Below are 12,307 nucleotides of genomic sequence, written 5' to 3'. Positions count from 1 at the left end.
CGAGCGGGCCCCGCTCAGCTGCTGCAAGAGAGCATCGAGCAGCCCACGCGGTCGCGTGCCCAGTCCGGACGGCGGCCGGCGAGGTGGTCGCGACCGGGCTGTTCGTCGTAAGGACGACGCAGTGCGTCGAGCAATTCGTGGACACCGTCGTAGTCGCCCTGCTCCGCCCGGTCGATGGCCTGCTGGGCGAGATAATTGCGCAGCACGTAGCGCGGATTGCTCGCGTGCATGAGCGCCAGGCGCTCACCCGGCGTGGCCTCGTCGTCCTTCACGCGTGCCGCATAGCGCGTCAGCCAGGTTGCCAGCGCGTCGCTGACCGCCACGCGGCCCGCCTCGGTATAGAACGCGGCGCCTGCCGTGCCGACGGCGGGCTCATCGGGGTCGAGCGCCGCGAGGTCGCGGAAGAAGATCGTCATGTCCATTTCGCCCGCGGTCAGCAGGCCACGCAGGTCGGCGACCAGCGCATCGTCACCCTCGCGGGTACTGACGAGACCGAGCTTGGCGGCCGAGAACGCGGCGTCGGTGGCCTCGAAGACCTCCACGTAGCGGTCCAGCCCGGCCTGAAGGGCCTCGGTCCCCTCGAACAGGGGCGCCAGGGCCTGGGCCAGGCGCTGCAGGTTCCAGTACGCGACACGCGGCTGGTGGCCGAAGCGATAGCGGCGGTTGGCGCGGTCGGTGGTGTTCGGTGTCCAGTCGGGGTCGAAGTTGTCGACCCAGCCGTAAGGACCGTAGTCGATCGTCAGGCCCAGAATCGACAGGTTGTCGGTGTTCATCACGCCATGGACGAAGCCCACGCGCATCCAGTGAGCCATGAGCTTCGCCGTGCGCTCGCAGACCTCGCCGAAGAAGGCGCCGTAGCGCCCGGCGTCGGGCAGCCCGGCAAACGCGGGGAAATGCGTGCGGATGGTGAAGTCGACCAGCTGGCGCAGGAGCGCCACGTCGTTGCGCGAGGTCGGCAGCTCGTACGAGCCAAAACGCAGGAAGGATGGAGCCACCCGGCAGACGATGGCGCCCGGCTCGAGCGCGGGATGGCCGTCGTACATGACGTCGCGTAGCACCTCGTCACCGGTCACCACCAGCGAGAGCGCCCGGGTGGTCGGCACGCCCAGGTGGTGCATGGCTTCGCTGCAGAGGAACTCGCGGATGGACGAGCGAAGCACGGCACGACCGTCCGCGCCACGCGAATACGGCGTACGACCCGCGCCCTTCAGCTGCAGCTCCTGGCGGCCGTCGTGGGCCGTCACGACCTCGCCCAGCCCGATCGCGCGTCCATCGCCCAGCTGGCCGGCCCAGTGACCGAACTGATGGCCGCCATAGGCCATCGCATAGCCCTGCATGCCCGGGAGTAGCGCGTTGCCGCTGAACACCCCGGCGACGTCCGCGGCGTCCGGATCGATACCCAGCATCGCGGCCACCTCGTCCGACACGGCGACCACGCGCGGGGCCGCCACCGGTGTGGGCGCCACCCATGAATAGGCGGCGCCCTCCACCTGCCGGGGAGCGTTCAGCGACGAGGGGTCGGCCGGCAACTCACGGACGAAGGCGTTGTCGAAGCGGAGGTCTGTCATCGGCGGTGAGGGGTCATGCGTTTGGGGATCTCTGAAATATCCGGCCGGACCGGCGCGAAACAAGGCACCCGTCGGTGTTCCGCCATCGGTCGCCACAATAACTTGCCGACTCGTGCAAACTAGCGCCCCCGACCACCCCGCCCTGGATGTCATGCGTCCGATCCGCACCCTGGCCAGCCTGCTCAGCGTCACCCTGGCCACCGCCGCGGGTGCCGAGCCCGTGGCTGTGCCGCGAAGTGACAAGACACTCGTCGAGATCGTCAACGCGACCATGGGCACCCTGCCGAACGCCGTCGACGCCCTGTCGCGCAAATTGCCCGGCGGCCTGCACGCCACCGCCGACGCGCCGCCGCAGATCGTCCGCAGCCAGCCCTTCGTGACCCGCGACGGTTACCGCGTCAGCGCCTTCGAGGCACGTGGTTTCAACGAGGGCGGCGACGTGCCGATGGTCCGCTTCACGTCGATCCAGCTCGAGCAGCGTCCCTGCTTCGCCCATGCCGAGGTGGCCGGAAGTTTTCATGCCACGGCGTCGGAAACGAACCTGCCGACGGCGCCATCCATGCTTCCCAACCGGTACACCGTGCTGCAGATGCCCTGGGGACGGCTGTCCTTCGGGACATCGCAGGAAAGCGGCGGCTGCGTCATCGCCATCGTCGGCGACGCGACGGGCGGCGCCATGGGTACGCGCATGCCGCTGCCGCTGCCCCAGCCGACGAGCATGCCCGGCATGCCCGACCTGCGGCGCACGTGGCCGATGCCGGCCGACGCCTACCCTCCCGATACGGCGGTGCCGGTCGAAGGCAGCAACTGAGCCACGCGTTCGATGCGATCCTCGGGCACGCCCGGGGAAAACAGATAACCCTGCAGCTCGTCGCACCCCGCCTCGCAGAGGAAGGCCCGCTGCTGTTCGGTTTCCACGCCCTCGGCAACCACGGATAACCCGAGCGCCGCGCCGAGGTTGGACACCGCACGCACGATGGCGGCCGAGTCTTCCGCGGTCGGCGCCATCTGCACGAACGAACGGTCGATCTTGACCTTGTCGACGTCGAGGTCCTTCAGCAGCGTCAGGCTGGAATAGCCGGTGCCGAAGTCGTCCAGCGAGACACGCACGCCGACGTGGCGCAATTGCTTGAGAAGGCGCACCGCCATGCCATCCGCATTGACGATGGCCGTCTCCGTGATTTCCAGCTCGAGACGGCTCGGTGGCAGACCGGTCCTCTTCAGCACACCCAGCACCATGTCGGCAAAACCGTCGTCGCGCAACTGCACGGCGCTGACGTTTACCGCGACGAAGAGGTCGTCCACCCCCACTACGCGCGCGCACGCCGTGCGCAGCACCCACTCGCCCAGCCGGTCGATCAACCCGGTTTCCTCGGCTACGGGAATGAACTGCACCGGCGGTATCACACCCAGACGCGGATGCCGCCAGCGCGCCAGTGCTTCCAGACCGATGATCTTGCCGTCGCTCGCACGCACGATCGGCTGGTAGTGGCAGCTGAGGCCTTCGCCCGTGACCAGCGCGTCGTCGAGCAACCGCTCCACGTCGCGGCGATGGGCCAGTGCCGCATCGAGCTCGTCGTTGTAAAGCACATACCGGTTGCGCCGCTTCTTCGCTTCGTACAGCGCACTGTCCGCCTTGCGCGCCAGTTCGCCGCCGGCGACGGCGCTCGCGTCGGCGGTGATGACACCCACCGAGGTGCCGACGAACGCCGTGGTCGACAGCACGCCAAAGGGCCTGGCCGCCAGTTTGACGAAGCTTGCGGCCATCGTCTCCGCATCGAAGTCGTCCCGTTCCTCCACGAGCACGGCAAACTCATCGCCGCCGATGCGTGCGACCGTATCCGCCGCATCGACCACCTCACGCAGACGCTTGCCGAACTGGATCAGTAGCTCGTCGCCGGCGAGGTGGCCCCAGGTGTCGTTGACCTTCTTGAACCCGTCGAGGTCGAGGTAGAACAACACCGAACGCGCGCCACCCGAAGCCGCTTTCGCGATGGCGGATTCGATGCGGCTGAAAAGCGCCGTGCGATTGGACAAACCGGTCAGCGCGTCGTGGCAGGCCAGCCAGCGCACATAGGCTTCGGATTCACGCAGATCGCTGATGTCGGTCACCGAGGCGAGGACATGCGGCTCACCGTCCAGATCGATGCAGGTCTTGCGGGTGATCAGCGTGCGCACTCTCCCGTGCGGGTCGGTCACCGATTCTTCCGACTCGACCACCTCGTGGCTGCGCAGTACCGACTCGTCCCCCGCGGCCATGCGCGCCGCCTGCTCCGGCGGAAACAGTTCATCGTCGGTCCGGCCGATGACATCATCGACGCTCAGACCGAAATAGGTGCAACCCATGCGGTTGACCAGTACCCAGCGATGTTCGGCATCGCGCACGAACATCGCCGTGGGCATCAATTCAAGCACGGTCGACCAGCCCGCCAGATCGTATTGCACCGATTCCCCTCCCGATGAGCACGTAGACGAAAAATGAGACGCCGTCCGTGATGCCCGTGTGTCGGGAACCTCAGGACGCCTTCAGGGGCGCTTCGTCAGCGGCCGCAGCGATTCGAACTTACGCTGGTACTCGTCCGTGACCTGTTTGGCCTCGTCACCGTTGGTGATGACGCGCGGCGTGATCAGCACGATCAGCTCGGTACGGTCGCGGCTGCGGGTCGTTGAGCCGAACAATCGGCCGAAAAAGGGTATTCGGTTGAGTCCGGGGATGCCGGTATCGGTGGTCGCATCGTTCTGCTTGATGAGGCCACCGAGCAAGACCGTCTGTCCGCTCTGCACGGCGACCTGGGTGGCGACCTCGCGCTGCTGGATGGGGAAGTTGCCCGTCGTGGTGTCGACCACGCCTGGCGAACTCACGACCTGGTTCACGTTGAGGTAGACCAGGCCACCGGGATTGACGCGCGGTCGCACATTGAGGATCACGCCGGTGTCCTTGTACTCGACCTGGCCGATCGTGTTATCCGTATTGGCCGTGGTGTTGACGTAGGTCTGCGTGATCGGAATCTGGTCGCCGACCTCGATGTGCGCCTTCTGGTTGTTCAGCACCACCAGCGACGGCGCGGACAGAACCTTGGTATTGCCGTTCTGCTCCATCGCATGCAGCGCGACGGAAACGTTGTTGTTGACGAACGAGTAGAAGAAGCTGTCATTGGTCGAGTTGTATGACGCTCCGCCGTTGCCCAGTGCCCACTGCTGCTTGTTGCCCGGCTGCGTGGGCGACCCGTTGGTGGTACCGACCAGGCCCTCCAGATACCACTGCACGCCGAACTGGAACTCGCCCTTGAGTTCGACCTCGAGAATGCGCGTTTCGATCTGCACTTGCAGCGGCACGGCGTCGAGACGCTTGATCGCCTGCTCGATCTCGGCCCATTGCGCGGGACGGCAGCGCACCATGATCTGGTTGTTGGCGTCGACCGAGGTGATGCGCACGCCGTCGTCGGTGGTGGTCGCGGAATGGCTCTTTCCCGCCCCGCCGTCCGGCGATGACGAGCCGGAGTCGCCGAGGCCGCTCACGGACATCCCGCTGCCACTGCTACCGCCGTTCGTACCCGATGTACCCGGGCCGATACCGCTCGTGCCCGTCGACGATGAGCCACCGTTACCGAACGAACCCGTCGTGCTGCCGAGAGCCGAGCCACCGCGATTGCCCAGATCGCTGTCGCCGCCGCCGAGCGTGCCCGGGGAAAGGCCCGGCCCGACCCTGCCACCGCGGTCGCCGGAGCCGCCGCCCTTCGAGCCGCCGCCGTAGATGTCCGAAAGATAGTCCGCCATGTCGGCGGCCTGCACGTTGCGCACGTCGTACACGTAGAGCTGCGGTTCGTTGCCGCCGCCATGATCGATGCGATCGATCCAGCTGCGCACTTCGTCGAGGTATGCGGGCTGCGGACTGATCACCACCAGCGAGTTGGTGCGCTCGATAGGGATGAAGCGAAGCAGGCCCGCCATGGGCGTGTTGCCTTTCTCGCCGAAGATCGCATCGAGCTGCGGCTGCAGCTCCTTCACCTGCGCACGCTGCAGACTGAACACGCCCACCGACATGCCACGCAGCCAGTCGACGTCGAACGTCGCCACGGTGCGCTGATAGTTGTCGAGCTCGGTGGGCGTGCCCGCCATCACGATGACGTTGCGGGTGGGATCGGCCAGCAGCGTGGCATCGGGCCGTGCGAACGGTTTGATCAGCTTCTGCATCTCCGTCGCGGAGATGAAGTGCAGCGGGAACAGACGCGCCTGCAATCCGCCGGGCGGCGCGTTGGCGCCGATGCTCGGCACGAGATTCCCGGCGACGGCATCCTTCGCCGGCATCACGACGTAACGGCCGTTACTGTGCACCAGCGCGTTACCGGTCCACGACAGCAGCGTCTCGAGGATCGGCAGCGCCTGTTCGGCGGTAACGGGCTGGGAGGTCGAGAAGGACACGTTGCCCTGCACGCCGGGGGTGATCGAATAGTTCTCGTGCAGCAGGTCGCCGAGGATGGCTTTCACCACGGACTCGACCGGCTGATTCTCGAAATTGAACGTGACCGTGCCGGTGCCCTGGTCGACCGGCTTCGGTGTCGCAAGTCCTGACGATTTGACGAATTCGCCGGTGCCGGTGGTGATCTGGGGCTGCGAGATCGCCGGTGTCGTCGGGTTGGTCGAGGCAAGGATGCGTGGACCCGGCACCGGGAGCTCGGTGCCTGCCAGAGCTTCGCGTTGCAGCGCGCCGTCGTCGCGGGGCTGGGGCAGCGTGGAGCAGCCAGCGATAAGCACGGTGGCGACGATCGAGACAAGCAGATAGGTACGCATGCCTGAAGTCTCGCAGCATCGGATGACAGCGGAAAGCGGATTCGCCCCCCCCCCGGGTCCGGCACGCTCCTCAGGGATGCAACGGCACCGTCACCGTCGGCTCCCCGTTCCCCGTCCGTGTCACGCCCGCCGGCTCCGTCGTCGTAGCCGCCTTCCCGCGATAGGGCTGCAGTGACTCGAACTTCCGCTGGTACTCGTCCGTCACCTGCTTGGCCTCGTCGCCGTTGGTGATCACGCGTGGCGTAATGAGGACGATCAGCTCCGTGCGGTTACGGCTGCGGGTGGTCGAACCGAACAGCCGGCCGAACACCGGGATGCGGTTCAGCCCCGGAATACCGGTGTCGGTCAGACCTTCGTCCTGCTTGATCAGACCGCCCAGCAACACGGTCTGCCCGCTCTGCACCGCGACCTGCGTGGCCACTTCACGCTGCTGAATCGGGAAATTGCCGGTCGCGGCGTCCTTCTGACCCGGCGAGCTCACGACCTGATTGATGTTGAGATAGACGAGGCCACCGGGATTCACACGCGGCCGCACGTTCAGGATCACGCCGGTGTCCTTGTACTCCACCTGGCCGATCGTGTTATCGGTGTTTGCCGTGGTGTTGACGTAGGTCTGCGTGATGGGGATCTGGTCGCCGACCTGGATGTGCGCCTTCTGGTTGTTCAGCACCACCAGCGACGGCGCCGACAAGGTCTTCGTGTTTCCGCTCGTTTCCATAGCCTTCAAAGCCACGGAAAGATTGTTGTTGACGAAGGAGTAGAAGAAGCTCTCGCCACCGTACGTGTTGCCGCCGTTACCGAGGGCCCACTGCTGCTTGTTGCCCGGCTGGCCGACGGACCCGTTGGTGCCTCCGACAAGACCCTCGAGATACCACTGCACACCGAACTGATAGTTGCCGGTCAGCGCCACTTCGAGAATGCGGGTTTCGATCTGCACCTGCAGCGGCACGGCGTCGAGGCGCTTGATCGCCTGCTCGATCTCGGTCCATTGCGACGGACGCGCGCGCACCATCAGCTGGTTGTTCGAATCCACCGAGGTGATCCGCACGCCGTCGTCCGTGGTGATCGGTCCGTTGCGCTGGCGGCGCGACGATTCGTCATCGCCAAGGCCGTTGCCACTGGATCCCATCGAACCGCCGCCACCAAAGCTGGAACCGCTGCCCGAGCCGTACGAGTTGCCACCCAGCCCGCTCGAGCCATTGTTGAGACTCGAACCGGACGACGAGGTGTTGCCGAAGGTACCCGTGGTACTGCCGAGACCGGAGCCATTACGGTTACCGGAATCGCTGTCGCCCCCCAGCGTGCCCGACGAAAGTCCCGGGCCCACCTTGCCGCCGCGATCGCTGGACCCGCCGCCGCCGGAACCACCGCCGTAGATGTCGGAAAGGTAATCGGCCAGATCGGACGCCTGCACGTTGCGTACGTCATAGACGTAGAGCTGCGGCTCGTTGCCACCACCGCGATCGATGCGATCGATCCAGCTGCGTACTTCGTCGAGATACGCCGGCTGCGGGCTGATCACCACCAGCGAATTGGTCCGCTCGATGGGGATGAAACGCAGCAGACCGGCCATGGGCGTATTGCCCTTGTCGCCGAACAGCTTGTCCAGCATAGGCGTGAGGTCCTTGACCTCCGCGCGCTGGAGACTGAAGACGCCCACCGACATGCCGCGCAGCCAGTCGACATCGAAGGTCGACACGGTGCGCTGGTAGTTATCCAGTTCCGTCGGCGTACCGGCCATGACGATGACGTTGCGCGTCGGATCGGCGAGCAAGGTGGCATCGGCACGCGCGAACGGCTTGATGAGCTTCTGCATCTCGGTCGCCGAGATGAAGTGCAGCGGAAACAGGCGCGCCTGCAGACCACCGGCCGGCGCACTCGCGCCAAGGCTGGGAACGAGGTTGCCGGCAACGGCATCCTTGGCTGGCATGACCACATAGCGTCCGTTGCTGTGGACCAGCGCGTTACTGGTCCATGACAGCAGCGTTTCGAGGATCGGCAGGGCCTGCTCGGCCGTGACCGGCTGCGAGGTCGAGAAGGACACATTGCCCTGCACACCCGGCGTAATCGAGTAGTTCTCGTGCAGCAGATCGCCCAGGATGGCTTTCACCACGGACTCGACCGGCTGGTTCTCGAAATTGAAGGTCACCGTACCCGCACCTTCGGCGACCGGCTTCGGCCTGGCCAGACCCACCGGCTTGACGAATTCGCCCGTGCCCGTGCTGATCTGCGGCTGGGCGACCGCTGGCGTGGCCGGATTGGTCGACGGAGCGATGCGGGGCCGCGGCGCGGGCAATTCGGTGCCGGCCAGCGCCTCGCGCTGCAACGATCCATCGTCACGCGGCTGCGGCAGCGACTGGCATCCGGCAAGTGCGACCACCAGCGCCGTGGCGCCGATCAGGGGCTTTCTCAGCATGGAACAACGTACTCCCTCGTTGGACGCGGCGCGCAGCACCGACCCCTGGTGCTGCACTTATTCCGCCAACTCTAAAGGGAGCATCCTACAAAGCGCCAGCGTTCCCCTACAGACCCGTGACGCCGGTCCGCTCAAAAGCTTCGGTCAGGGCGCGGAAACCCCCATGGCGCGGGGGCTTCCGCCTTGAACGGGTCGTTCAGCCTTCGGCCCACTCCGCGTGAAAACTGCCTTTCTCGTCCACGCGCTCGAAGGTGTGAGCACCGAAGAAGTCACGCTGAGCCTGAATGAGGTTCGCCGGAAGCGTTTCGGCCCTGTAACTGTCGTAGTAGGCCACCGCCGCCGAGAAGCCCGGCACCGGCACGCCGACACGCACCGCTTCGCCGACGACCTCGCGCAGCGCCACCTGATACTGCTGCGCGATGTCCTTGAAGTACGGATCGAGCAGGAGGTTCTTCAGTGCCTTGTCGGTCTTGTACGCGTCGGTGATCTTCTGCAGGAAGCGCGCACGGATGATGCAACCGGCGCGAAAAATCTTCGCGATGGCGCCGTAGTCGAGGTTCCATTCGTTCTCGTCCGACGCGGCGCGCAGCTGGGCGAAGCCCTGCGCGTACGAAATAATCTTGCTCAGGTACAGTGCACGGCGCACGGATTCGATAAACGCCTTGCGATCCCCCCTGAATTTTTCCGCCTTCGGGCCCGCCAGCTGCTTGCTCGCCGCGACACGCTCCTCCTTCATCGAGGAAAGCACGCGTGCGAATACCGACTCGGTGATCAGCGTCAGCGGCACGCCGAGATCCAGCGCACTCTGACTGGTCCACTTGCCGGTGCCCTTCTGCGCGGCGCGGTCCAGAATCACGTCGACCAGCCGCTTGTCGGTCTTGTCGTCTTTCCGGGTGAAGATCTTCGAGGTGATCTCGATCAGGAAGCTGTCGAGCTCGCCCTCGTTCCATTCACGGTAGACATCGGCCAGTTCGTCGTTGGACAAGCCGAGCACATGCTTGAGTACCGCGTAGCTCTCGGCGATCAGCTGCATGTCGCCGTATTCGATGCCGTTGTGCACCATCTTGACGTAGTGCCCGGCACCGCCCGGGCCGATGTAGATCACGCAGGGTTCGCCGTCCGGCGCCTTGGCGGCGATCTCGGTGAGAATCGGGGACACCAGGTCATAGGCCTCACGCGGGCCGCCCGGCATGATCGACGGGCCTTTCAGCGCGCCCTCCTCACCGCCGGAGACGCCGGTGCCGATGAAGTGCAGACCGTCCTTCGCCAGCTCTTCGCCGCGGCGCACGGTGTCCTTGTAGAAGGTGTTGCCGCCGTCGATGAGAATGTCGCCCTTGTCCAGCAAGGGTCGCAGCTGCTCGATCACCGCATCGGTGCCCTTGCCAGCCTGCACCATCAGCAGGATGCGTCGAGGCTTCTCGAGCGAATCGACGAATTCTTCGAGACTGTACGTCGGCACGAGCTGCTTACCCTTGCTCTCGGCCATGACGTCGTCCGTCTTTTCTTTGGATCGATTGAAGATGGACACCGCGTGGCCGCGGCTCTCAATGTTCCAGGCGAGGTTGCGGCCCATGACGGCCATACCGATCACGCCGATCTTCTGTTTGCTCACGTCGGAATACTCCAGGCTCGGGTTCACAGGAAAACTGGGGGCGCACCGTAAGCCATCAAAGCGCCCGATCCTCGCGGGTTCTTGCACGATCCGATGGTGGCGTCCGCCCCGGCACCCTTGGGAGATTGGCCCCCTCGCGTACCACGGAACGTGACGACCCTCGGCTATGATGGGCGGCGAACCGGCGGCGGGCCCGACCGGATGGACTCGACACGCATGAACCAGGTGAAGTCGCCTTCCCGCGACAAACGCGTCGCCACCGCCGCCGAGGCGCTGGCCGGCCTCGTGGCCGATGGACAGATCATCGCCGTGGGTGGCTTCGGCCTCTGCGGTATTCCCGAACTGCTGATCGAGGCGCTGCGCGATTCCGGCGTCAAAGGCCTGACCGCCGTTTCCAACAACGCCGGCATCGACGGCGTGGGTCTGGGCTTGCTGCTGGAGACCCGGCAGATCCGCAAGATGGTTTCGTCCTACGTGGGCGAGAACAAGGAATTCGAGCGTCAGTATCTGGCCGGCGAGCTGGAAGTCGACTTCACCCCGCAGGGTACGCTGGCCGAGAAGCTTCGCGCCGGCGGCGCCGGCATCCCCGCGTTCTTCACCCGCACCGGCTACGGCACCCAGGTGGCCGAGGGCAAGGAGACCCGCGAGTTCGACGGCAACATGTACGTGATGGAGCGCTCGATCGTCGCCGACGTCGCCCTGGTCAAGGCGTGGAAAGCGGACCCGTCGGGCAACCTCGTCTATCGCAAGACCGCGCGCAACTTCAATCCGATGGCCGCCACGGCCGGCAAGGTCTGCATCGCCGAGGTCGAGATCATGGTCGAGGTCGGCGAACTCGACCCGGACCAGATCCACACGCCGGGCATCTACGTCGATCGCATCGTGCACAACCCCGCGCCGTCCAAGCGCATCGAACAGCGCACCGTGCGCGCCTGAGGAGAACACCATGGCCTGGACCCGCGAACAGATGGCGCAGCGCGCCGCCCTGGAACTCTCTGACGGCGACTACGTCAACCTTGGTATCGGCTTGCCGACACTGGTCGCCAACCACCTGCCGGATGGCGTGGACGTCTGGCTGCAATCGGAAAACGGCCTGCTCGGCATCGGTCCGTTTCCGACCGAAGACGAAGTCGACGCCGACCTGATCAACGCCGGCAAGCAGACCGTCACCGCCCGGCCGGGCGCGTCGTACTTCTCCAGCGCCGACTCCTTCGCGATGATTCGCGGCGGCCACGTCGACATCTCCATCCTCGGCGCGATGCAGGTCACTGCCGAGGGCGATATCGCCAACTGGATGGTGCCCGGCAAGATGGTCAAGGGCATGGGCGGCGCGATGGACCTGGTCGCCGGCGTCAAGCGCGTCGTCGTCGTGATGGAGCACACCGCGAAGGACGGCACCCCGAAGATCCTCACCGAGTGCTCGCTGCCGCTGACCGGCAAGGGCGTGGTCGACCGGATCATCACCGACCTGGCCGTGTTCGATGTCACCCCGCACGGGCTCGCGTTGATCGAACTGGCTCCGGGTGTGGACGAGGCGAAGGTCCGGGCGACGACGGAGTGCGATTTCGTGTCGCGGGTGGGATAAAAAGAGCTTCGCGCGCAGGGCTGTAGTGGCCGGGTATTTGAGGACCACGCATAGGAGCGTTAAGCCGCCATCCTCTCAAACTCGGCTGGCGGGCGGTAGTCGAGCGCGGAGTGCAGGCGCTCGTGGTTGTAATAGCGAACCAGATAGTCGATCGCGTCTTGTGATGCCAAAGCTCGGGTCGGGAAGGTTTCCTCGCCGAACCACTCCTGTTTAAGGCTTCGGAAGACGCGTTCGACGACGGCGTTGTCCCAGCAGTTCCCCTTTCGGCTCATGCTTTGAACGATGCCGTGCCGGGCCAGATGTTGGGTGTAGCGATCGGAGGTGTACGAGGCGCC

At 65.5% G+C, this 12,307-nt stretch carries 9 protein-coding genes; 3 read left to right on the top strand and 6 right to left on the bottom strand.

What is annotated here, in order from left to right:
- Positions 1-14 precede the first annotated feature (14 nt).
- Positions 15-1,568 (bottom strand): protein adenylyltransferase SelO, encoded by a 1,554-nt coding sequence (locus B5X73_RS19525; protein WP_079522975.1) that lies wholly within the window; start codon positions 1,566-1,568, stop codon positions 15-17.
- Positions 1,569-1,719: 151 nt separating this feature from the next.
- On the opposite strand from B5X73_RS19525, the gene B5X73_RS19520 reads away from it, so the two are divergent.
- On the top strand, positions 1,720-2,379 hold the full coding sequence (locus B5X73_RS19520; RefSeq protein ID WP_036112555.1) for a hypothetical protein: 660 nt from the start codon (positions 1,720-1,722) through the stop codon (positions 2,377-2,379).
- Here B5X73_RS19520 and B5X73_RS19515 read toward each other — a convergent pair.
- The 4 genes from B5X73_RS19515 to gndA form a co-directional block, all read right to left on the bottom strand.
- A complete protein-coding gene (locus tag B5X73_RS19515; protein WP_052191302.1) occupies positions 2,337-4,013 on the bottom strand; it encodes a putative bifunctional diguanylate cyclase/phosphodiesterase in 1,677 nt (558 codons plus the stop codon). The genes B5X73_RS19520 and B5X73_RS19515 overlap by 43 nt on opposite strands.
- Positions 4,014-4,094: 81 nt before the next feature.
- The gene (gspD, locus tag B5X73_RS19510; protein WP_079522974.1) at positions 4,095-6,359 is read right to left on the bottom strand and encodes a type II secretion system secretin GspD; all 2,265 of its coding nucleotides are present in this window, start codon (positions 6,357-6,359) and stop codon (positions 4,095-4,097) included.
- 70 nt (positions 6,360-6,429) lie between these two features.
- A complete protein-coding gene (gene gspD / locus B5X73_RS19505; RefSeq protein ID WP_079522973.1) occupies positions 6,430-8,775 on the bottom strand; it encodes a type II secretion system secretin GspD in 2,346 nt (781 codons plus the stop codon).
- A 196-nt stretch (positions 8,776-8,971) separates the two neighbouring features.
- Complete coding sequence (gene gndA / locus B5X73_RS19500) at positions 8,972-10,387, bottom strand: NADP-dependent phosphogluconate dehydrogenase (protein WP_079522972.1); 1,416 nt, start codon at positions 10,385-10,387, stop codon at positions 8,972-8,974.
- Between the two features lie 216 nt (positions 10,388-10,603).
- Here gndA and B5X73_RS19495 point away from each other — a divergent pair, with 216 nt between their 5' ends.
- Both B5X73_RS19495 and B5X73_RS19490 read left to right on the top strand, forming a co-directional pair.
- Positions 10,604-11,323, top strand: a complete 720-nt coding sequence (locus B5X73_RS19495; RefSeq protein ID WP_036112547.1) for a CoA transferase subunit A — start codon at positions 10,604-10,606, stop codon at positions 11,321-11,323.
- 10 nt (positions 11,324-11,333) lie between these two features.
- Positions 11,334-11,972, top strand: a complete 639-nt coding sequence (locus tag B5X73_RS19490) for a CoA transferase subunit B (protein WP_079522971.1) — start codon at positions 11,334-11,336, stop codon at positions 11,970-11,972.
- A 59-nt stretch (positions 11,973-12,031) separates the two neighbouring features.
- Here the strand turns inward: B5X73_RS19490 and B5X73_RS19485 are convergent.
- Positions 12,032-12,307: integrase core domain-containing protein (locus B5X73_RS19485; protein ID WP_139382855.1), on the bottom strand; the 276-nt coding region annotated here is incomplete at its 5' end.

The organism is Luteibacter sp. 22Crub2.1 (assembly GCF_900167995.1).
Lineage (GTDB): Bacteria > Pseudomonadota > Gammaproteobacteria > Xanthomonadales > Rhodanobacteraceae > Luteibacter > Luteibacter mycovicinus.
Note: the sequence above shows the minus strand (reverse complement) of the source record. Positions and strands in the feature narration are given on the sequence as shown.

Bases quoted from the DNA above. Each gene is read 5' to 3' on its own strand.
- B5X73_RS19525 (WP_079522975.1), bottom strand. From the start codon at position 1,568: ATGACAGACCTCCGCTTCGACAACGCCTTCGTCCGTGAGTTGCCGGCC.
- B5X73_RS19520 (WP_036112555.1), top strand. From the start codon at position 1,720: ATGCGTCCGATCCGCACCCTGGCCAGCCTGCTCAGCGTCACCCTGGCC.
- gspD (WP_079522974.1), bottom strand. From the start codon at position 6,359: ATGCGTACCTATCTGCTTGTCTCGATCGTCGCCACCGTGCTTATCGCT.
- gspD (WP_079522973.1), bottom strand. From the start codon at position 8,775: ATGCTGAGAAAGCCCCTGATCGGCGCCACGGCGCTGGTGGTCGCACTT.
- B5X73_RS19495 (WP_036112547.1), top strand. From the start codon at position 10,604: ATGAACCAGGTGAAGTCGCCTTCCCGCGACAAACGCGTCGCCACCGCC.
- B5X73_RS19490 (WP_079522971.1), top strand. From the start codon at position 11,334: ATGGCCTGGACCCGCGAACAGATGGCGCAGCGCGCCGCCCTGGAACTC.